The 22,116-nt window shown below is 75.8% G+C and carries 10 protein-coding genes; all 10 read right to left on the bottom strand.

Going from position 1 to position 22,116, the window contains the following annotated elements:
* Positions 1-45: 45 nt before the first annotated feature.
* Entirely contained in the window at positions 46-270 is a 225-nt protein-coding gene (locus tag ACVWNX_RS07065; RefSeq protein ID WP_454413024.1) for an MbtH family protein, read from the bottom strand.
* A 121-nt stretch (positions 271-391) separates the two neighbouring features.
* Positions 392-2,116, bottom strand: coding sequence for an ABC transporter ATP-binding protein (locus ACVWNX_RS07060; protein WP_454413023.1), 1,725 nt, complete (start codon positions 2,114-2,116; stop codon positions 392-394).
* Positions 2,113-3,924 (bottom strand): ABC transporter ATP-binding protein, encoded by a 1,812-nt coding sequence (locus ACVWNX_RS07055; RefSeq protein ID WP_454413022.1) that lies wholly within the window; start codon positions 3,922-3,924, stop codon positions 2,113-2,115. The genes ACVWNX_RS07060 and ACVWNX_RS07055 overlap by 4 nt, the downstream gene beginning before the upstream one ends.
* Positions 3,921-5,156 carry an MFS transporter gene (locus ACVWNX_RS07050; RefSeq protein WP_454413021.1) on the bottom strand — a complete coding sequence of 412 codons (1,236 nt, stop codon included), beginning with the start codon at positions 5,154-5,156 and terminating at the stop codon, positions 3,921-3,923. The genes ACVWNX_RS07055 and ACVWNX_RS07050 overlap by 4 nt, the downstream gene beginning before the upstream one ends.
* Positions 5,157-5,259: 103 nt before the next feature.
* Entirely contained in the window at positions 5,260-6,264 is a 1,005-nt protein-coding gene (locus ACVWNX_RS07045; RefSeq protein WP_454413020.1) for an ABC transporter substrate-binding protein, read from the bottom strand.
* Between the two features lie 64 nt (positions 6,265-6,328).
* Positions 6,329-7,138, bottom strand: coding sequence for an SDR family NAD(P)-dependent oxidoreductase (locus tag ACVWNX_RS07040; protein ID WP_454413019.1), 810 nt, complete (start codon positions 7,136-7,138; stop codon positions 6,329-6,331).
* Complete coding sequence (locus ACVWNX_RS07035) at positions 7,125-13,352, bottom strand: amino acid adenylation domain-containing protein (RefSeq protein WP_454413018.1); 6,228 nt, start codon at positions 13,350-13,352, stop codon at positions 7,125-7,127. Before ACVWNX_RS07035 ends, ACVWNX_RS07040 begins: the two co-directional genes overlap by 14 nt.
* Before the next feature lie 49 nt (positions 13,353-13,401).
* Positions 13,402-14,577: an acyl-CoA dehydrogenase family protein gene (locus tag ACVWNX_RS07030; protein WP_454413017.1), complete on the bottom strand. Its 1,176-nt coding sequence runs from the start codon at positions 14,575-14,577 to the stop codon at positions 13,402-13,404.
* Complete coding sequence (locus tag ACVWNX_RS07025; RefSeq protein WP_454413016.1) at positions 14,570-20,695, bottom strand: type I polyketide synthase; 6,126 nt, start codon at positions 20,693-20,695, stop codon at positions 14,570-14,572. Before ACVWNX_RS07025 ends, ACVWNX_RS07030 begins: the two co-directional genes overlap by 8 nt.
* The gene (locus ACVWNX_RS07020) at positions 20,692-22,050 is read right to left on the bottom strand and encodes a SidA/IucD/PvdA family monooxygenase (RefSeq protein ID WP_454413015.1); all 1,359 of its coding nucleotides are present in this window, start codon (positions 22,048-22,050) and stop codon (positions 20,692-20,694) included. The genes ACVWNX_RS07025 and ACVWNX_RS07020 overlap by 4 nt, the downstream gene beginning before the upstream one ends.
* Between the last annotated feature and the right edge of the window lie 66 nt (positions 22,051-22,116).

Below are 22,116 nucleotides of genomic sequence, written 5' to 3'. Positions count from 1 at the left end.
TTCGGACGGGAGGGGGGCGGCGGGTTCCGCCCCCCTCCCGGCGCGTCATCCCGCGGTGTCGGCGGCCATCGCCTCCCGCAGGCTGCGGGGGCGCATGTCGGTCCAGGTGTTCTCGATGAACTCCAGGACCTCCTGGCGGCTGGCCTCCCCGTGGACGGACCGCCAGCCCTGGGGGATCTCGCGGAAGGCGGGCCACAGGGCGTACTGGTCCTCGTCGTTGACCATCGCGTGGAAGCGGCCGTTGTCGTCGTCGAAGGGGTTGGTGCTCATGGAGTGACTCCGTTCTCGGGTGGGGTGGGGTGGGGTGGGGTGGGGTGTCGGGGGTCCGGGGTCCGGGGTTCGCGGACCCGGAGGCCCGGGGTTTCCGGGCCGGGGGAAAGGCGGGGCGGGCTCAGCCGGTGCCGGTGAGACGCCAGGCGGCGGCCTGGCGGCGGCGGTCGACGAAGCGGCTGTAGACGCCGCCGAGCCGCAGGAGTTCCTGGTGGGAGCCGGACTCGGTGACGCGGCCGTCGTCCAGCACCAGGATCCGGTCGGCGCCCTCGACGGTCTCCAGCCGGTGGGCGACCACCAGCACCGTGCGGTCGGCGGCGAGCCGGGTGACGGCCTGCTGGACCAGCCGCTCGTTCACGGCGTCGAGGGAGGAGGTGACCTCGTCCAGCAGCACGATCGGGGCGTCCTTGAGCAGGGCCCGGGCGATCGAGACCCGCTGCCGCTCGCCCCCGGAGAGGGTGGCTCCGCCCTCTCCGACGCGGGTGTCGAGGCCGTCCGGCAGCCGGGCGGCGATCTCGTCGACGCGGGCCAGCCGGACCACCCGGTCCAGTTCGTCGGGACCGGCGTCCGGCCGGGCGCGCAGGATGTTCTCGGCGATGGACTCCTCGAAGAGGTACGGGCGCTGGGAGACCAGGGCGATCCGGCTCAGCAGCCGCTCGGTGCCCAGCTCGCGCACGTCCCGGTCGCCGACGAGCACGGTGCCGCCGTCCGGGTCGTGGAAGCGGGCGATCAGGGAGAGCACGGTGGACTTCCCGGCGCCCGAGGGCCCGACCAGCGCGGTCAGCGTGCCGGGTTCGGCGCGGAAGGACAGCGAGCGCAGGACCGGGCGGCCCGGGGCGTAGCCGAAGTCCACGTCCCGGAACTCCACGGACGGCGGCCCGGGGGTCGCGGGCGAGCCGGGCTCCGGCAGCGGCGGAACGTCCAGCACCTCGCGGAAGCGCCGCAGCCCCACGGTGGCGATCCGCAGCCCCCCGGCGACCTCGGCCACGGCCGTCAGCGGCTCCACGAAGCGCACGGCCAGCACCATCACGGCGATCAGCACCGCGATGTCGCCCCCGCCGTCGAGGGCGAGCAGGACGGTGAGGGCCAGCACCGCGGTGAGCACCGTCTGCAGGGCCAGGAAGAGCGGCGCGGTGGCCGCCGAGTTGCCCAGGACCATGCTCCGGGCGCCCGCGTCCTGGTCGGTCAGGGCCCGGTCCAGGGCAGCGCCGCCGCCACCGTAGGACCGGAGCACCGGCTGCTGCCGCGCGTATTCCAGGACCCGCTCGGACGCGCGGTTGGTGCCCGCCTCCCAGGTGTCCTCGACGCGCTCGATGACCCGGAGGTAGAGACGGTAGGCGAGCAGCGGCAGCGGGGCGCCGAGCAGCAGGGCGAGCCCGATCTGCCACTGCACGGCCAGGGTGACGGCGATGATGGTCGCCGGGGTGGCCACCGCCGCCACCACCGGGGCCACCAGATGGGCGGGGGCGGTGGCCACGTCGACGGCGGTCTTGGTGACCAGCCGGTTGACGGTCGCCGCGCGTCCTTCGGCGAACCATCCCAGCGGGATGCGGGTCAGGGCTTCGCCCAGCCGGGCGTGGAGCAGCCGCAGCAGGGCGCTGGACAGTTCACCGGCGTGGCGGTGGTTGCGCAGCATCACCGCGTGGTGGACCAGCACCAGGCCCGCCAGGGCCGCGGCCCAGGTCCACACCGCGTCCCAGTCGTCGGTGAACAGCGCGCCGAGCAGCGGGATGAGGACGCAACCGGCCAGCCCCTGGAGGACGGCCGCCGCGCCGACGCGGATCAGCAGGGCGCGCAACTGGCGGCGGCCCGCCGGGTCGAGCAGGGCGAACAGGGAGCGGATCATCGGTTCGACAGCTCGCTTTCGGTGGTGGCGTCGGGCCGCCGGGACGCTTCGTCGCCCTGGTGGGCGGCCCACAGGGCCCGGTAGTGGGTGCCGCTCTCCAGCAGCTCCTCGTGGGTGCCCCGTTCGACGACGCGACCGCCGTCGAGGACCGCGATGGTGTCGGCACCGCGCACCGTGTGCAGCCGGTGGGCGATCACCAGGAGGGTCCGGCCCGCGCTGAGCGCGCTGAGCGCCTGCTGGATGGCCGCCTCGCTGTCCGGGTCCACCGCCGAGGTGGCCTCGTCGAGGACGAGCAGCGGCCGGTCGGCGAGGACGGCACGGGCGATGGCGATCCGCTGGCACTCGCCGCCGGACAGCACGGCGTCGTCGCCGATGACGGAGTCCAGGCCCCGGGGGAGGCGTTCGATCACCTCGGTGAGCCGTGCCGCGGACGCCGCGCGCAGGACCTCGGTGTCGTCGGCGTCGGGGCGGGCCAGCCGGATGTTGTCCCGGACGGAGACGCGCAGCGGGGTGGTGTCCTGGAAGACGAAGCCGATGTGGGCGTGGAGGTCGTCGAAGGAGAGCGCGCGCAGGTCGGTGCCGCCCAGGGTGATCCGTCCCGCCGACGGGTCGTGGAAGCGGGCGGCCAGCTTGGCGAGGGTCGACTTGCCCGACCCGGAGGCGCCGACGAGGGCGGTCACGGTTCCGGGGCGGAGCGTCAGATCGACGCCGCGCAGGGCGGCGTGGCCGTCGTAGTCGAAGTCCACGGACTCCAGGCGCAGGGTGGCGTCGGCGTCCGGCGCGGCCGAGGGCGCGTCCGGTGCGGGGAGCACGGGCTCGGCGAGGATCTCCCGGACCCGGGCGGCGGCGCCCCGGGCGGCGAGCAGGGCGTGGTAGTTGAAGCCGACGGCGAGCACCGGCGCGGGGATCGCCAGCCCCAGGACGACGAAGGGCAGCAGTTCCAGCGGACCCCCGAGGTGTCCGGAGCGCACCAGGGCTCCCCCGGCGAGCACCGTGGTCAGCAGCAGGGTCATCGGCGAGAGCGCCAGTTCCATGAAGGTCGCCCCGGCGGAGCTGGAACGCATCCAGTCCCGGTGGCGGTCGTCGAAGTCCTCGGCGGCCTCCCGGTAGGCGTCGTGGGCCCGGCCGAGGGTGCCGAACGTCTTGACCTCGGTGATGCCGTCGGCGAACTGCACGGCGGCGGCTCCGAGGCGGGCCTGCGAGCCCACGTACCCGATGAGCTTCTCCGTGGCGCCCCGGGTGGCGATCTTGAGGCCGAGCATGCCCGCCGCCACCGGGACCAGGGTGATGACGGTCATCAGCGGGTCGGACAGCAGCAGATAGCCGACGATCACGGTCGGCACCACCAGCGCGGTGGTCAGTTCGGTGACCGAGTGCGCCACCAGGTGGTGCAGGGCGCCGACGTCGTCCTGCACGGCCTTCTTCACCAGGCCGGAGTTGCGCCGGGTGAACCAGCCCAGCGGAACACGGCCCAGATGGTCGACGACCCGGCGGCGGAGCAGCGACCCCAGCCGGACGTCGGCCAGGTGGGAGACGGTGGAGGCGGACAGCAGCAGCACCAGCCGCAGGGCCAGCGCGGCGGCGGCGACGGTGACGGCGGTCCAGGCCGCGCCCTCGTCGACGGGGTCCCCGGTGAGACCGGGCAGCAGGATCCGGGCGAGTTCCACCAGGCAGACCAGGGGCACCACCGAGGCCACGGCGGCCACCGCCGAGCACAGCGCGGTGAGGACGAGCCGCCCCAGGACGGGGCGCAGCAGGGCGCCCAGCGTGGTGGCCTCGGGCGTCGGGTCGGGGGGCGGCACGCTCACTGGGCGGCTCCGTCTCGCTGGACCGGGCCCGGGCGGGCGCCGGTGTGGTGCGGCCCTCGGAAGGCCGTGGTGATCAGGAGCAGGGCCAGCGCCGAGGTGACGGCGGTGGCGGCGGGCAGCCACCCGGCGTCGGCGTGGGCGACGATCACGCCGCCCAGGGCGCCCCCGGCGGCTATGCCGAGGTAGCCGAAGCTGGTGTTCAGGGCGAGGGCCTGGGCGGTGAGGTCCCCCGCCACCTGGTGCAACCGGGTCTGCACGGCGGGCGCGCTGAGGTAGGCGGTGACGCCCCACAGGGCGATCAGCGCCAGCACCACGGCCGGTGGCACGGGGCGCAGCAGCCAGAGCGTCCCCAGCGCGAGCATCAGCAGGGTGAAGACGCCCAGGCCCCAGCCGATGGTGCGGTCGGGGCCGAGCCGGTCGGTGGCGTAGCCGCCCGCGAAGACGCCGACGGTGCCCGCCACCCCCAGCACCGCGAAGACGGCGCCGCGCACGCCGTCCGGCCCGGTCAGCACTCCCTCCAGGAAGGGAACCAGGTAGGTGAGCAGCATGACCGAGCCCATGACGGCCAGGCCGCCGCCGGTCAGGGCCAGGAGGACGGGGCGGGCGGCGAGCGCCCGCAGCTGCTCGCGGACGGGCAGGGGCGGCTTGGGGGCGGTGGCGGGCAGCGACAGGGCCACCAGCACCAGGCACACCGCGCCCGAGGCCGCCATCGCCCCGAAGGTGGCCTGCCAGCCCCAGGAGGTGCCGATCCAGCTTCCGAGCGGGACGCCGAAGGCGATGGAGCCGGTGACCCCGACGGCGAGCGCGGACAGATAGCGCCCGCGCCGGGCCTCGGGGGCGAGTTCGACGGTGACGGCGAAGACCAGCGGAGTGGCCGCCGCCGCGGCCAGGGCGGCGACGACCCGCAGCGCGGCCATCGCGGCGTAGTGGTCGACGGCCGTCGCGGCGAGGTTGGCGAGGGTGAACACGGCGAGGGCCGTGAGCACCACGGTCCGGCGCGCGGTGGCGGCCAGCAGCAGACCGGCCACCGGAGTGGCGACCGCGACGGTGAGGGAGAAGACCGTCACCAGTTGGCCGGCCATCGCCTCGGAGACGGAGAGGCCGGCCGCGATCTCGGGCAGGATGCCCGCGATCACGTGGTCGTCCGTGTAGAAGGTGAATATGGTCAGGAAGAGCACGGGGAGCCACAGCGGTACCGCCGTGCTCTTCCCTTTCGTCGTGTCGGTGGCCATCGCCGGTTGATCGTCTCCTCGGCCTGTCGTCTCGGCTGGTGGCGCGGTGCCCCCGTGGCCACGGGGGCACCGCGTGTCCGCCGCGGTGCGGCGGCTCCCGGGATCAGCCCTTGGTGGCTTCCCGGTAGGCGGCCCAGATGTCCTTGATGTTGTCGGCCGAGCTGAGTTCGCCCTTGCCGGAGGCGAGCGCGCGCAGGTCGTGGGCGGACGCGTAGAAGGCGAAGCCGGACATGCCGAACCACACGTCGGCGTCCGGGGTGACGACCTTTCCGGTGGCCTTGAAGGCCGGGTTCTTGGTCAGCGCGTCAGGGGTGTAGAACTCGCCGCGCGGGATGACGATGAGCTCGGCGTCCTGCTCCGGCAGGTACTCCTTCGACAGCGGGACCGAGTACCCCTTCGCCTTCTTCTGCTGGAAGGCGGGACGGGTGAAACCGGCCTCCGCGATCAGCGTGGAGATGGGCACGTGCGGCGGCATGGTGAAGTCGTTGGCGCCGAAGGAGTTGCCCAGCAGGGAGAGGGTGCGCTTGCCCTTCACCGCGTCCTTGGCGGTGCGCAGCACGGTCTCGGCCGCGGTGATCTGAAGCTTGCCGGTCTCTTCCTTCCCGAAGAAGCCGGCGGTCTTGCGCACGATCTCGCGCCACTCGCCCTCGATGGGCAGCACGACGGTGGGGGCCAGCCGGCTGAGGCTCTTGTAGTTCTGCCCGGTGGCCCCGGCCGCGCCGGTGCCGACCAGCAGGTCGGGCCCGTCCTCGGTGAGCTTTTCCAGTTCGGGCGTCTTACCGACCTCGATCTTGCGCAGTTCCACGCCGTTGGCGGTGAGGATCTCCTGGGCGCGCGGCTGCGCGCTGGCCAGGTAGACCGCGTCGGGCTTGATGCCGAAGGAGAGCAGGGTCAGTCCGGCGACCTCGTCGAGGGCGATGACGGCTTCCGGCTTGGTGGGCACCTTCACGGTGCCGAGGTCGTGCGTGATCTCGCGCAGGGCCGGGGCGCTCTGGGCCTTGGCGTCCTTGGTGGCCTTGGCGGGCGCGGGGTCGCCGTCGCCGCAGGCGGTCAGCAGGAGCGGAAGGGCGGCCAGCGCGACTGCGGCGAAGGCTCGACGGGTTCTCATTCTGGGGTTCTTCGCTTTCTTAGTGGTGCGTTGCCACGGGGTGCGGCAAGGGGTGGTCGTGGGGTCAGGCCCGGGCGCCGGCGTTGCCGAGCATCCGGTTGACGCGTTGGGCGAGCGGTCGGGGCAGCCGGGACACCACCGCGATGAAGGTCTTGTTGCGCAGTCCCGGCAGCGAGAAGGTCCGACCGCGTGCCACGTCCGCGAGGCACCGGTCGACGACGTCGCCCGGCTCCATCCACCAGCCTTCGGAGACCTGGCGGACGTCGATTCCGGCCCGGGCGTGGAACTCGGTGCGGACGAAGCCCGGGCACAGCACCATCACCCGCGTCCCGGTCCCCCGCAGGGCCTCGCTCAGCCCCTGGGAGAAGTAGCGGGTCCACGCCTTGGCGGCGGCGTAGGTGGACCCCCGGCCCGGGATCAGTCCGGTGATGGAGGACAGGTTGACCACGGTGCCGCCGCCGCCCGTGAGCATGGTCCGCACGGCGGCGTGGGTGAATTCCAGCGGCGCCGTCACATTGACGGCGAGCTGGTCCTCCAGGGCCTTCCGGTCCAGCTGCCAGAAGCTTCCGGAGAGGCCGTAGCCCGCGCCGTTGACCAGGAAGTCCACCCCCTCCTCGATGCGCTCGGCCACCTTCCGCCGGTCGGCGGCGGACGTGAGGTCGGCGACGAGCACGACGCAGTCCGCCCCGTGGTCCTCCCCGGCCCGCCGGGCGACCTCGGCCAGCCGCCCGGCGTCGCGGGCGACCAGGACCAGGTCGTGCCCGTCCCGTGCCAGCCGGTCGGCGAAGGCCGCTCCGAGGCCCGAACTGGCCCCGGTGATCAGGGCGCGCGGCCGGGTTCCGCGCGTTCCGGGCGCCGGGTCAGTCGTCGGCACGGGACCCCTCCTCCTCCAGATAGACGTCCAGGTCGTCGTCGGTCATCGCGGAGATCTCCCGGTACAGCCCGGCGATCTCCGTCAGCCGGTCGGGGTGCTCCTCCGTCCGGCGCAGATGGGCGGCGAACTCGGCGGCGCTGCGGGTGGCGAAGACGCCGCCGGGGCGGACGCGCGCACCGGCCAGTACCTCCCGCAGCTCCACCACCACGCGGGAGACGGTCAGGGAGTCGCCGCCCAGCGCGAAGAAGTTGTCCTCGGGGCCGACCGGCACGCCGTCCAGATGGCGCGACCAGATCTCCCGGACCAGCCACACCAGGGCGTCCTCCGCCCCCGCCGGGGCTCCCTCCGGGGCGGTGGAACCGGCCCGGGCCTGCTCCTCCTCGTACCGGCGGGCCAGCGCCTCGCGGTCCACCTTCCCGTTGCGGGTGGTGGGCAGCGTGTCCACGACGACGATCCGCTGCGGGCGCAGCTGCGCGGGCAGTCCTCGCCAGGTCTCGGCCCGGACGGCTTCGGCCGCTGCGTGGGGGTCGGCGTCGCCGTCGACCACCACGAAGGCCGCCAGCCCCCGCACGGCGTGCCGCTCGCCCGGCGGCAGGGTCAGCACGGCCGACCGCCGCACCCCGGGGCAGCCGTTGAGGAAGGCGGCGAGCTCCCCGGGCTCGACCCGGTGTCCACGGATCTGGACCTGGTCGTCCCGGCGGCCGATGAACTCGATGACGCCGTCGCGCCACCGGCCCAGGTCGCCGGTGCGGAAGTAGGTCTCGCCGGTGGCGGGGTCCGTGCGGTGACGACGGCGGGCGTCCTGGGGGTCGGCCAGGTATCCCGGCGTCACCCCGGCTCCGGCGACCAGCAGTTCGCCGGTCGCCCAGTCCGGGCGGTCCGTCAGACCGTCGCCCACGACCCGGTAGCGGGTGCGGGAGATGGGACGGCCGTACGGGACGGAGGCCCACGCGCCGTTGTCGGCGTCCGGGTCGGGGACGGGGTGCCAGATGTTCCAGCCGGTGGTCTCGGTGGGGCCGCCGATGCTCACCGGCAGCACCCCGGGAGCCGCCCCGCGCAGCCGCCGCAACAGCGGCCGGGGCACCCAGTCGCCACCGGTGAGGACCAGCCGCAGGGACTCCAGGTCCCCGCCGGTTCCCGCGCCGTCGAGCAGCATCTCCACCACGGCGGGTGCCGCGCACAGCGCCGTCACCCGGTGGCGGGCGACCGCCCGCGCCCACTCCTGGGGGTCGGCGGCGCAGCCCCGCCCGCCCAGTACGGCCGTGCCTCCGGCGCCCAGCACCACGAACAGGTCGAACAGCGACAGGTCGTGGTGGAGCGAGGCGAGCGCCAGCGAGGTGTCGCCGGCGGTCAGCCCGAAGGAATCGACGGTGTGCTCCACGCAGTTGGCCAGCCCGCCGAGGGTGATCGGGACGCCCTTGGGCTCGCCGGTGGACCCCGAGGTGAAGAGCACGTAGGCCAGGTCCTCCGGCCCGCGCCCGTCGGCCGGAGGGGGACCGGAGGGCGGCGCGGCGTCCGGCCGGACCGTGGAGACGTCCACGGTCCGCACGCCTTCCAGGGCGGCGAGCCCGGCGGCCTTGGCGGTCGGGGCGTCGGTGACGACCAGACGGACGCCCGCCCGGCGCAGCACGGCGGCGATCCGCCCGGGCGGCAGGTCGTCGGCGAGGGGCAGATAGGGATGGCCCGCCTCCAGCACACCGAGGCAGGCGGCGTACTGCCGCCAGCCGCGTTCCAGCAGCACCGCGACCGGCTCGGACGGGTCGGCGGGACCGCCGCGCGCCGCGCCGACCGCCTCGGCCACCGCCCGGCGGGCGGCGGCGAGTCCGCCCCGGGTGACGGTGACCTCGCCGTCGACGAGCGCGGGCGCGCCGGGGTCGGCGGTCGCCAGCCGGTCGATCACGACGTGCGGCCAGACACCGGAGGGCTCGCGCTCGGGCCCCCGGTCGCGCTCCCCGGCCCGCTCCGCGGTGACGGCGGGGAGCGGACGGGCCGACCAGGCGGCGCCGTCCCGGGCCAGCACCTCCAACTGCCCGGCGAGCAGCCGGAAGACGCCGTCCACCACGGGCACCGGGAACAGCTCCTCGACCACGTCCCAGTTGAGGACCAGGGCCCCCTCGCGCTCCCGCAGCAGCAGGTCCATCCAGACCTGCGGGGTCTGGCTGAGCGCGAAGGTCTCGTGGAGGCGGCCGTCGAGGATCCGGTCCACGCCGTCGCCGACGCCGAGTTCGCTGGTCATCACGACCGGGGCGAGCGCGCCGGTGACACCGCCCCGGCGGCGGATCAGCTCGCGGGTGACGTCCATGCCGCTGAAGTGGCGGTGGTCCAGATCGCTCACCAGCCGGTCGCGGACCCGGGCGGCGAGTTCCTCGAAGGAGGAGACGCCCGAGGCGTCGACCTCCAGCAGGGTGAAGGAGGCGAACTCGCCCAGGACGTCGTCCACCCGGGGGTGGACGGGGTGCCTGCTCATCTGCGGCACGTTGAGGACGAAACGCGGCTCGTCGGCCCACTGCGCCAGTGCCCAGGCGTAGGCGGCCAGCACCACCGAGGTGGGGGTGAGCCCGCGTTCGGAGGCGGCCCGGCACACCCGGGACCACCGCTCCGCGCCGACGACATGGCGGCGGTTGACGAAGACGGGTGCGCCGGTGGAGACGTCCGGGCCGCCGCGGCGCGGCAGCCGGGGGCCCTCGGGCAGGGAGTCGAGCCGTTCGGCCCAGTAGGCGGCGGCCCGCCGGTACTCGGGGGTCTCGCGGATACCGGCGACGGCGGCGACGTAGTCACGGAAGGAGGGCGTCCCGGGACGGGCGGCGGCCCCACCGCGCAGCGCGGCGGCCCAGGAGTCGAACAGCACCTGGACCCCCCGCGCGTCGGCCAGCAGCGCGTCGATGCTCACGCACATCCGCAGCCGTCCGCCCGGCAGCCGCACGAAGACCACGCTGAACAGCGGGAAGACACCGGGCGGACGGGTCTCGTGGGAGAGCCGGTGGCGCACCCGGTCCGCCGCCGAGGGGTCGGCGACCGCGTCCACCGTCTCGCAGCGGTAGGGCGCCACCTCGGCGGGCGGCAGCACCCGCTGGGTCATGGTGTCCTCGTCGAAGACGGTGCGCAGCATGTCGTGCGCCTCGATGACCCGGCGCAGGGCCCGCTCCGCCTCCTGGACGTCCAGACCGTCGGGGTCGCCCGGACCGGTCGCCTCACGTCCCTCGTACTCCAGGTAGAGGTGGCAGGCGACGCCGCCGCCCTCGATGTCGCCGCCCCGGCCCATCAGATACGCCTGCTGCTGGTCGAGCAGGTCGAAGGGGGCGAAGCGCAGGTCGGGCCGGGCGACGAGGGCGAGCTGGCCGTCGTCCTCCCGGCTTCCCCGGGCGCGGTCCTCCACCAGGGCGGCGAAGTCCCGCAGCCGGGGGTGGGCCGTGATGTCCCGGACCCCGACGCGGACCCCGAAACGGGCGCGCACGGCGGCGACGACCGCGATGGCGGCCAGCGAACTGCCGCCCGCCTGGAAGAAGTCGTCGTCCGGGCCGGGCTCACCCGTCCCGATGGCCTCGGCCCAGATACGGGTGACCTCTCCGACGGTCCCGCCCGCGTCGGCGGCCACCGACGGCCGGGCGACGGACCCGGGTTCGGGCAGCGCGGCCTTGTCCACCTTGCCGCTGGGCGTCAGCGGCAGCGCGGCCACCGGCACCACGACGGACGGCACCAGGTACGGGGGGAGCGCGGCGGCCAGCCGGTCGCGCAGCCGGTCGGCCAGGTCCGGGGCACCACCGGCGGCCGGAACCACGTAGGACACCAGCACCTTGGCACCGCCGGTGGTGGTGCGGGCCACGGTCGCGGCGTTGGCCACCTCCGGCGCGTCCAGCAGCCGGGCGGTCACCTCGTCCGGCTCCACCCGATGGCCACGGATCTTGGTCTGGAAGTCGGCCCGGGCGACGTAGGCGAGCTGCCCGTCCGGCAGCAGCCGCACCAGGTCCCCGGTGCGGTACATCCGGGAACCGGGAGGCCCGAACGGGTCGGCGACGAAACGTTCGGCGGTCAGCGCCGCACGGCCCAGATAGCCACGGGAGAGCTGCCGGGCGGAGGCGTAGAGCTCACCGACCGCGCCCACCGCCACCGGCCGCAGCTCCTCGTCGAGCACCTGGGCGGCACAGGTGTCGAGCAGCGGTCCCAGGCGCACCGGGCCGCGCGCGTGGCCGCGCCCGCCCCGGGACAGCGGGAAACCCGTGATGACGTGGGTCTCGGTGGGGCCGTAGTGGTTGTGCAGGGTGACCTGGGGGTTGGCGTCCAGGAAACGGGCTATCCAGTCGTTCATCACCAGCGGCTCGCCGGACTGGTAGACGTGCCGCAGATCGGGCAGCGCGGTGGCGGTCTCCCGCGCGGCGCGGCACACCTCCTGGAGCATCACCTGGGGGCAGAAGTACTCGGTGACGCGCTGCCGGGCCAGCAGCCGCACCAGCGCCTCGGGGTCGGTGCGCTCCTCGTCCTCCGGCAGCACCAGGCACTTACCGGCGGCCAGGGCGGTGAGGATCTCCTGGCTGGCGACGTCGAAGTTGAGGCTGGCGAACTGCAGGACCCGGCCGTCCGCCTCGGCGGTGGCGGTGCGCCCGTGCCAGTCCACCAGGTTGCCGATGGCGCCGACGGTGTGCACCACGGCCTTGGGGGTGCCGGTCGATCCGGAGGTGTAGAGCACGTACAGGGCGTCGTCGGGGCCGGTCCGCGTCCAGTGCCCGTCGTCCGCGGCCGTGCCGCCCTCGGCGGCGAGGTCCACCGCGATGGTGGTCAGCTCCGGGTAGGCGGCCAGGGTGGTGCGGTCGCCGAGCACCGTCCGCACCCCGGAGTCCCGGGCCATGTGGTCGAGGCGGTCGCGCGGGTAGGCGGGGTCCAGCGGCAGATAGGCGGCGCCGACGCGGAGGATCGCGACGATCGCGACGACGGCGTCGACCGAGCGGGGCAGCGCGACCCCGATGACGCTGCCGCGTCCGTGGCCGTGCCGCCGCAGCAGCCCGGCCAGCGCGGCGGAACGCTCGCCCAGCGTCCGGTAGTCGAGGCGGCTGCCGCCCCGGACGACGGCGGGCGCGTCGGGCGTGCCGGTGATCCGGCGGGCGATGCGGACGGGCAGCGCGGTGGCGTCCGGCGCGGGCAGGTCCTCGCCCCGGGCGAGGCGCCCGGCCAGCCGGTCGGCGTCGGCCCGGGGAACGGCGGTGACGTCGTGGTCGACGACGGCGGTACGGCCGCCGTCGTCCCGGACGCGCACCTCGACGGTCAGCGGGTAGGCGTGCCGGGGGTCCTCGCTGTGCTCCTCGACGGTGACCGCACGGCCCGGACCCGCGGCGTCCCCGGGCAGGTCCAGTACCCAGGCCCGGTCCACCAGCAGCAGGGACCCGCCCTCGGGGTCGGGCGCGTGCGCCGTGCGCCAGGGCGCGTCGGCGGGGCCCTCACCGGCGTCGCGGACGCTTCCCGGCGAGGCCGCGGGCAGCAGCGCGGAGAGCCAGGAGCGCAGGCGCTCCTCCGGAATCCGGTCGGACACGGCGGTGTGGACGCGGCGCCGCTCGGCGTACCTCGGGCGCGGCGCGGAACCGGCGTCACCGGGACCGGCCTCACCGGAGCTGGCGTCACCGTCGGAACCGGCCTCACCGGACCCGGTGTCACCGTCGGAACCGGCCTGACCGGACCCGGTGTCACCGTCGGAACCGGCGTCACCGGACCCGGTGTCACCGCCGGAACCGGCCTGACCGGGACCGGAGTCACCGCCGGGACCGGCCTCACCCGAGCCGACGTCACCCGAGCCGGTGTCACCGCCGGGACCGGCGCCCCGGACCGCGTCCGTCACCGTGGCGGGCGCGCCGTCCCGGAGTCCGGCGCACAGGGCGACGGCCGCCGCGTACGGCAGATGGGCGGTGGCCGCCGACCGGGGCGCGGCCAACGAGACCAGGTGCGTTTCCCCGGGCTCCCCGGGCGCCCCGAGGCCGCCGGGGTCGTCGGGCTCGGCGGGCATCCGCACCACGCGCAGCGTCCAGTCGCCGTCCGGGCGGGACAGCGCGTCGTGCCACTGCTCCCGCTGCACCTCCCGGAAGGCGGACCGGGCCGCCGCGGGCTCCTGCCCGGAGAAGTCGGCGGTGGCGGTGTGCGCGGCCGGGCGGCCGTCCCCGCCGGGGGCGGTCGCCCAGCACCCGTCGGGCAGCTCGCCCCGGACGCGCAGCACCAGGTGGGCTATCGGCATCCCCATGCTCACTCCGACTCCGAACGATGACGTGACACAGTCGTGCTCCTCAGAAGATGGAAAGGTCGAGCGGCTCGCCCGCCAGATGCCTGCCGACGGAGTCGGCGGCGGCCGTCCGGCCGGGCGGGTGGAAGGCCAGGGCCCGGGCGGCGGACAGCAGATAGGCGGGGTCCGGGCCGGTGACGAAGGCGAGTCCGCCGAGCAGCCGGGCGAGCCGGGAGCACAGCTCGGGGAGCCGCTCCTCCACGTGCAGCCGGGCCAGCAGCGCGTCGGCCATGGCCTTCCCGGCGGGGGCGCCCGCGTCGAAGGTCGCGGCCGCGGCGGCGCAGACGGCCCGGCAGGCGTACAGCTCGGCGGCCGCCTCCCCCAGCGCCCGGCGATCGGTGCGCGGGGCGTGCGCGGCCCGGTCGAACAGCGCCTGGGCGGTGCCCAGGTACGTGCCGCAGGCGAGGATCTCGAACCAGATCCACGCCCGGGTCTGGAGCTCGTCCATGCCGCGTTCGGGGTGCCCTCCGGGCAACAGCATCACGGCGGGCACCCGCACCCCGTCGAGGACGATCTCCTCGCTCTCGGCGGCGGCCAGCACCGGACTGTTCCAGAACGGCCGCACCTCGATCCCGTCCAGACCGGCGGGGATGACCGCCAGGGCGACCGTGCCGTCCCGCTCGTCCTCGGAACACACCCGGACGCTCGTGGTGAGGATGTCCATCGAACGGGCCAGACTGCAGGGCTTCTTGGCGCCGCTCAGCAGGAACTCCTCCCCTCCCGCGACGGCGGTCGCGGTGGTCCGCGGCACGAGGGCGTCGTCGCCCCGGCGGGCCTCGGAGGAAGCCGAGGCGAGCAGCCGGCGGTCCCGGGCGACGGCGGCCAGCAGCGACCACTGCGGGGCGTCGTCACCCACGTGGACGCGCAGGTACTCCACGAAGGAGACCACCGCCAGGTGGTGCATCATCGTGCCCACGCCGAGCGAGGGGGAGCGGGTCGCGAGCGCGGACTGCACCCGCAGCGCCTCGCCGCAGTCCAGGCCCAGGCCGCCGTGGCGGGCGGGGATCAGCAGCCCGGGGCCGCCCGCCGCACGGAACAGCGGCAGTACCGGACTGCCGGACGATTCCAGCTCGGCCAGCGGGTACCCGGCCAGCCGGTCCAGCAGACCGGGCAGCCGTTCCTCGGTGAACGCGGCGTCGGCCGCGGTCAGTCCGGTCCATCGTGGTGCCGTCTCAGGCATCGCGCCGCTCCTCCTCGGTGGTGGTCAGCTGGTCCCGCACCCAGTGGGCGAGCCGTCGTGGGGTGTCCTGGGTCCGGAAGACGTCGACCGGCACCAGCACCCCGAGCGACTCCCGGATGCGGCGGCGCAGATCGATCGTGGTCAGCGAGTCCAGGCCCAGGTCCCGGAAGGACCGGTCGTCCTCCTCGGCCGCCCGGTCGCGCGGGAGCTGGAGCACCTCGGTGACCCGGGCCAGCACGGCCGCCTCGGCGTCCCCGCGGCCCGGCGCGGTGCCGGGGACGGCCTCCGTACCGGGCGGCGGCGAAGTCGGCGGGACCGGTGGGGCCGTCGCGACCGCCGGGACGGGCCGGGCGGGAGCCTGGGGGCCCGTCCGGACCCAGTACCGCCGGTGCCGGAAGGGCGTGGGCGGCAGGGCGACGGCCTCCCCGAGGGGACCTGCCCCCGGCTCCCCGGGCGACGCGCCGTCCCAGCGGACCGGGACGCCCTGGGTCCAGGCGTCGCCGAGCCGGGCGAGGAAGTCGCGGTGGCCGCCCTGGTCGCGGCGGAGGCTGCCGACGACGGGCACCGGCCGTCCGCCCAGACCGTCCAGCACCGCGGCGATCGGCGCGGTGAGCACCTCGTGCGGGCTGACCTCGACGAACGCGGTGGGACGGGCACCGCTGACGGCGGCCACCGCGTCCGCGAAGCGGACCGTGCCGCGCAGGTTCTCGTACCAGTAGCCCGCGTCCACCTCGGTGCCGGTGAGCCAGTCGGCCCGGGTGGTGGAGAAGAACGGGACGCGGGCCGGGCGCGGCACGATCCCGGCGAGCCCGTCGGCCAGCGCACCGGACACCGGTTCCACCATCGCGGAGTGCGAGGCGTAGTCGACGGCGACCGCGACGGTACGGATCCCGGCACGCCGGCAGTGCTCGGCCAGCTCCTCGACGGCCTCCGGCGGTCCGGAGACCACGGTGCTGCCCGGGCCGTTGCAGACGGCGACCTCCACGGAGCCGTCACCGCGTCCGGCCAGCAGCCGCCTAGTCTCGGCCTCGTCCAGGCCGAGCACGGTCATGGCGCCGGTGCCCGCCAGGGAGGAGAGCAGCCGCGCCCGGACGGCGACCACGGCGGCCGCGTCCCGGAGGGACAGGGCCCCGGCCGCGTAGGCCGCCGCCACCTCCCCCTGGGAGTGGCCGAGCACCAGGTCCGGCTCGACGCCGCTACTCCGCCACAGGGCGGTGAGCCCGGCCATCATCGTGAACAGCGCCACCTGGACGCCCTCCAGGGAGTCCGTGACACCGGCCGGTTCCTCCCCGGCGACCAGACGCGTGACGGAGAAGTCCACATGGGGAGCGAAGGCGTCCGCGCAGCGGGCCACCTCCCGGGCGAAGGCCGGGGCCTCCCGCAGCAGCCGTCGGCCCATCCCGGGCCATTGGGAGCCCTGGCCGGGGTAGACGAAGGCCACGGCGTGCTCACCCTGCGCGGTGCCGCGCGCCACCCCGTCCCGTGGCGCCCCGGTCCGTGCCGCCGCCAGCCCGGCGAGCAGCCCGGCGCGGTCGTGCGCGACGACGGCGGCCCGGTGCGGGAGCGCGGCCCGGCGGGTGGCGAGGGTGCGGGCGGCCTCCGGCAGCCCCGGGCCGGACCCGGCCAGTGCCGTGCCCAGTCGGCCCAGTTGCGAGTCGAGCGACTCCCGGTCGGCGGCGGAGACGACGAACGGCAGGGGGGTCCGGGACGGGCCGGTTCCCGGCGGGGGCTGCGGACTCCGGGACGGGGCCGGGCTCGCGCCCTGGTCGTCCGGGTCCTGGTCCGGATCCTCAAGGATGAGGTGGGCGTTGGTGCCGCTCATGCCGAAGGAGGAGACGGCGGCCCGGCGGACCCGTCCCCCGCGCGGCCACGGGACGGACTCGGTGAGCATCCGCACGGCGTCGGACGGCCAGTCCACCTTGGGCGTCGGCTCGGTGCCGCGCAGGGTCGGCGGCAGTTCGGCGCGGCGCAGCGCCTCGACGACCGTGATGACCCCGCCGATCCCGGCGGCGGCCTGGGTGTGCCCGGTCAGCGCCTTCAGGGAGCCGATGCGCAGCGGGCCCGGGTCGCCGTCCGTGCCCGTCCGGCGGGCGCCGTAGCTGTCGATCAGCGCCTGCGCCTCGACGGCGTCGCCCAGCACGGTTCCCGTGCCGTGCGCCTCCACGGCGTCGACGTCCGAGGGACGCAGACCGGCGTCGGCCAGCGCCCGCTCGATGACCCGCCGCTGCGCGGTGCCGCTCGGTGCCGTCAGGCCGTTGCTGGCCCCGTCCTGGTTGACGGCGCTGCCCGCGACGACGGCCAGCACCGGCAGGCCCCGGCGGCGCGCCTCGGAGCGGCGGGTCACCACCACCACTCCGGCGCCCTCGCTCCACACCGTGCCGTCGGCGTCGGCGGAGAAGGGGCGGCAGCGGCCGTCCGCGGACAGTCCGCCGAGCCGCTCGAAATCCCGGTACATCCTGGGCGTGGACATGACCGTGACCCCACCGGCCAGGGCGATCCCGCACTCTCCCTGCGACAGCGAGCCGACCGCGAGGTGCAGGGCGACCAGGGAGGAGGAGCAGGCGGTGTCGACGGTCAGCGCCGGTCCGGTCAGGCCCAGGTGGTAGGCGACGCGCCCGGAGAGGACCGCGTTGGAGGTGCCGGTCAGTCCGTGTCCGCCGAGTTCGTCGCCGACCTCGTGGGCGGCCTGCGCGTAGTCCCCCGCCATCGCGCCGAGGAACACCCCCGTCTCGGTGCCGCGCAGGGAGCGCGGGTCGAGCCCGGCGCGCTCCAGCGACTCCCAGCACAGTTCGAGCATGATCCGCTGCTGCGGGTCCATGGCGCGGGCCTCACGCGGCGAGATGCCGAAGAAGGGCGCGTCGAAGCCCGCCACGTCGGCCAGGAACCCGCCGGACCGCACCCGTATCCGCTCGTCGGACCAGTGCGGCCCCCGGTCCTCGGGGAAGTCCCCGACGGCGTACGGCCCGTGGGACGCCAGCCGCCACAGTTCCCCGGGGGAGGACACCGCGCCGGGGTACCGGCAGGCCGCCGCCGCGATGACCACGGGATCGGGCTCCGGCCCGGAGCCGGTGGAGCGCCGCACCGCTCGCGCGGGGGCCGGGGGACCCGAGGGTCCACCGGGGCGCCGCCCGAGGCGGGCGGCGATGTGCTCGGCCAGCGCCCGGGGGGTGGGGTGGTCGTAGACGAGGGACGCGGCGAGGTCCAGGCCGGTGCGCGAGGCCAGTTCGGCGCGCAGCTCCAGGCCGTCGACCGAGGTCGCTCCCAGGTCGGCGAGCGGGGTGTCGGCCGACCGGGCGTGGACGTCGGCGGTGTCCAGTACCTCGGCGATCACCGTACGGACCAGGGCCAGCGGGTCCCGCAGCGCCTCCGCCGACGGTTCCGGGGTCCCGGTCGCGGTGCCGGACGGGCGGGAGGCGGCCTCGGCCCGTCCGCCGGGCCCGTGGTCGTCCCCGGTGAAGCGGTAGGTGGGCAGCGGCGTCCAGCCGGGGGCGTCCAGACCCGGCAGCGCGTGCCACCGCACCGGGTGGCCGTGGGCCCCGGCGAGCGTCAACGCGTCCAGGAAGGCGGGGTATTCGGAGCGCTCCTCGTGCCCGAAGGACGCGGCGGCCGTCCCGGAGCCGTCCTCCCCGGCGGCCCTCACCAGGGGGGTGAGCGTACGGGTGGGACCGAGTTCCAGGCAGAGCCGGACGCCGTCGGCCCGCAGCGCGGCGAGGCCGTCGCCGAAGCGGACGGTGTGACGGACGTGCCGTACCCAGTAGTCGGCGGTGACCAGGTCCCCGCCCTCGGCGAACCGCCCGCTCAGGTTGGACAGCACCGGCCGCGTCGGCGCGCGGTAGGCGAGCGCGGCGGCGGTGGCGCGGAACTCCGCCAGCACCGGGTCCATGTGCCGGGAGTGGAAGGCGTGGCGGACCGGCAGGAGCCGGGTGCGGTGTCCACCGGCGCGCAGGGCCTCGGCGCAGGCGAGCACGGCGGCGCGGTCCCCGGAGACGACGGTGGAGGCGGGGCCGTTGAGGGCGGCGATCTCCACCTCGGAGCCCAGGGCGGCGAGCGTCTCGCGCACCTCGCCCTCCCCGGCCCGTACCGAGACCATCGCGCCGACGGGCCCGGCCCCGGCCATGGCGGCGCCGCGCGCGACCACCAGCCGTACGGCGTCGGCCAGGTCGAGCACGCCCGCCAGATGGGCGGCGGTCAGCTCTCCGACGGAGTGGCCGCCCAGCACCTCGGCGCGCACGCCGAGGTCCTCGGCGCAGCCGCTGAGCGCCACCCCGTGCGCGAACAGGGCGATCTGGGCGTAGCGGGTGTCGTGCAGCGGATGGTCGTCCGCCGCCCGGTCGCAGGCCCGGGTCAGCTCGCGCAGCGGGACGTCGAGCAGCGGGTCGGCGTGCGCCGCCACGGCGTCGAACCGCTCGGAGTAGCCGGGCAGTCCGAGGAGTCCGCCGCCCATCCCGGGCCGCTGGGCGCCCTGCCCGGGGAAGAGGAAGGCGGTCCGGGTGCGCGGCCCGTCGCCCGTGTGCACGGCAGGGCCCGGGACGCCCCGCGCGATCCGGTCCAGGCGGTCGGTGAGTTCGGCGGCCGAGCGGGCGGTGAAGGAGGCGCGCCGGGACAGCCGGGCGCGCCGGGTGGTGAGGGTACGGGCCACGGAGGCCAGGGCTCCGGGCCGGTCCAGCCGCTCGCCCCGCGCCCCGGCCCAGTCGCGCAGCGCGGCGGCGGTGGCCCGCAGCGACTCGGGGGAGGCGGCGGACAGGGTCACGGGAACGGCCTCGGGGGCGGGTGTCCCCGCTGCGGGGGAGGGGGCCGTGGCCACCGGCGGCGGAGCGAGCACCACATGGCAGTTGGTGCCGCCCATGCCCAGGGAGCTGACACCGGCGAGGGCTCCCGGCGGCAGCGGCACGGGGGACGCGGGCACGGTGATCCCGTCGTCGGCGAGGCGGCGGGCCAGGGCGCCGCCCCGGTGCCCTGCCGTGCCCGGCACCGTCCCCCGGGAGACCACCAGCACCGCCTTGACCAGGCCGAGGAGTCCGGCCGCGCCCTCCAGATGGCCCACGGTGGTCTTGACCGAGCCGACAGCGGGTCCGGTGCCACCGGGGCGGGCGAAGACCTGGCGGAGGGCGTCGGCCTCGGCGCGGTCGCCGACCGGGGTGCCGGTGCCGTGGAGTTCGACGAAGCCGACGGCGGCGGGGTCGGCCCCCGCCGCGGCGCAGGCCCGCCGGATGGTCCGGGCGTGCGCCTCGGGGGAGGGCACCAGCGGGGTGCCGGAGCCGTCGTGGGTGACGGCGCCGCCCCGGAGCACGGCGTGGACGCGGTCCCCGTCGCGCAGCGCGTCGGCGAGGGGGCGCAGCAGGACGGCCGCGCCGCCCTCGCCGCGCACGTAACCGTCGGCGTCGTCCTCGAAGAGCGTGGCGCGGCCGGAGGGCGACTGGCCCCCGAACGAGGCGGTGGCGGTGGCGTTCTCGGTGGAGAGGTTGAGGTTGACGGCGGTCACCAGCGCTCCGGCGCAGTCGCCCGCCCGGATGGCCTGCGCGGCGTGGTGGACGGCGACCAGCGCGGAGGACTGCCCGGTGTCGACGACGAGGCTGGGGCCGCGCAGCCCGAAGGCGTGGGAGACCCGGGCGGCGATCATCGAGGGGGCGGTGGCGGCCAGGGTCCCCGGGCCGATGGCGCGGCGGCCGGAGGCGTGTTCCATCGCCCAGTCGGCGCCCATGGACCCGACGAAGACGCCGAGGTCGCGCTCGCGCGGTGCCGAGGGGTCCTGACCGGAGTCCTCCAGGGCGGTCCAGGCCAGCTCCAGCGTCCACCGCTGGTGGGGGTCGATGGCGGCGGCCTCCCGGTCGGACACGCGGAAGAGACGGGCGTCGAAGCGCCCGGCGTCCGGGTGGTAGGAGCCCTGCCCGACCCGGGCGCGCACCTCGGCCGGGACGTCCGGGTCCGCGAAGCGGCCTTCGGGCGCGCGGCCTTCGGGGCGGCGGCCCTCGGCCAGCAGGCGCCACAGCCCGTCGGGGGTGTCGGCGCCGGGCACCCGGCAGGCGAGGCCGACGACGGCGATGTCCTGACGGGCCCGCCCCGGGGCGTCTTCCTTCCGGGCGCCCCGGTCCGGGGCACCCTGCTCGGGGTGGGTCATGCCTGCTCGCCGCCTTCCGGCAGGGAGACCCGTGACCGGGCGGCGGGCGCGGGGGCGCCCGGGTCCTCGGCCAGGACGCGGTCCGACAGCAGTCCCAGCGAGCTCAGGTTGGCGAACCCGGGGCCCTGCGCGTAGGCGGCGAGGGTGGGCAGCAGCAGTTTGGGCAGCAGGCCGTCGACGGAGAGGTCCGCGCGGATGTGCCGCTCCAGGGCTTCCGCGGGCTCCCGGGCGTCGCCGGTGATCGCCGCGACGGCGGCGCGGGCCCGGTCCCCCAGCAGGTCGAGGAACCAGTCGGGACGGGCTCCGGTGGCGTCGATGACCACGTCGAAACGGCAGGTGCGCTCGGCCCGGCCCGGGTTGCGCAGCGTCAGTTCCACCTGGGTGTCCGCACGGCGCACGGCGGTGACGGTGCCCTGCTGGTGCAGCACCGCCGCCTCGGTCGAGATGGCCTCGATGGCGCGGGGCGAGTACACCCCCCGGTCGGTACGGGCGATGACCTCGCGGCGGTCCCGCTCCGGCAGTTCGCGCCAGCGCTCGGGGCTGGAGTAGAGGGCGTTCTCGAAGAAGCCCTCGCCCCGGCTGTAGACCACGGGGTACGGGCTGATCACGGTGGTCCGGCCGGAGTGCTGGCGGATCAGGTCCTCGACGACGGCGGCGGCGGTCTCCCCTCCGCCGACCACGGCGACGCTGGGGTCGACCAGCGTGGTGTCCAGGCCGAGCCGCCAGAACTCCTCGATGCTGCAGACCGCGTCGCTCGCGAGCCGGCCGTCGTGCGGGCCCGGGCCGCTGATCATGACGCGGTCGGCCCAGAGCACGGCGGACCCTCCGGCGCTGCCCTCGACCGTGACCTCCCACTGGCCGCCGGAGGTCTCCAGCCCCCGCACCCAGCCGTTGACCAGGGGGAAGTCGACGTTCTCGGCGGCCCACCGCAGATAGGCGGCCCAGTCCGCGTGACGCGGGCTGGGGCGTCCGGCGTCGACCCAGGCCGCGTAGCGGCCGGTGGAGACCAGGAACGCCGTCCAGGAGAACTCCTGCATCCGCGTGTTGACCGCGGCGTCGATCCCGTCGCCGTGCCCCCGGGAGACGTAGGGGAACCCGAGGTCCTTCTCCGGGCTGGTGGACAGCCGGGGACGGCCGTTGGTACGGCCGCCGACGGCCGTCCAGTTGGCCCCGACGTCATAGGGTTCGACGACCAGCACGCGGGGCGCGTCCACGCCCAGCGCTCTGAGCACCTGGCTCTTGGCCGCAGTGGCCAGCGCCTTGGGGCCCGCGCCGACGACGCAGATCAGCCCCCGCGTCTCGGGTCTTCCGGCGCCGAAGCGCCGTTCGGCGTCCTGAAGGGACAGCGACTCCATCGGCTCGGTGCTCCAGCTTCCGTACGGTCCCGCCGGGGGCGGGGTTGCGTGGGTGTCGGGGGATGC

Source organism: Streptomyces sp. JNUCC 64 (assembly GCF_054484115.1).
The sequence above is the reverse complement of the archived record's forward strand: the minus strand, read 5'-3'. Positions and strand labels throughout refer to the sequence as shown.

Bases quoted from the DNA above. Each gene is read 5' to 3' on its own strand.
- ACVWNX_RS07065 (WP_454413024.1), bottom strand. From the start codon at position 270: ATGAGCACCAACCCCTTCGACGACGACAACGGCCGCTTCCACGCGATG.
- ACVWNX_RS07060 (WP_454413023.1), bottom strand. From the start codon at position 2,116: ATGATCCGCTCCCTGTTCGCCCTGCTCGACCCGGCGGGCCGCCGCCAG.
- ACVWNX_RS07050 (WP_454413021.1), bottom strand. From the start codon at position 5,156: ATGGCCACCGACACGACGAAAGGGAAGAGCACGGCGGTACCGCTGTGG.
- ACVWNX_RS07045 (WP_454413020.1), bottom strand. From the start codon at position 6,264: ATGAGAACCCGTCGAGCCTTCGCCGCAGTCGCGCTGGCCGCCCTTCCG.
- ACVWNX_RS07035 (WP_454413018.1), bottom strand. From the start codon at position 13,352: ATGCCGATAGCCCACCTGGTGCTGCGCGTCCGGGGCGAGCTGCCCGAC.
- ACVWNX_RS07030 (WP_454413017.1), bottom strand. From the start codon at position 14,577: ATGCCTGAGACGGCACCACGATGGACCGGACTGACCGCGGCCGACGCC.
- ACVWNX_RS07025 (WP_454413016.1), bottom strand. From the start codon at position 20,695: ATGACCCACCCCGAGCAGGGTGCCCCGGACCGGGGCGCCCGGAAGGAA.
- ACVWNX_RS07020 (WP_454413015.1), bottom strand. From the start codon at position 22,050: ATGGAGTCGCTGTCCCTTCAGGACGCCGAACGGCGCTTCGGCGCCGGA.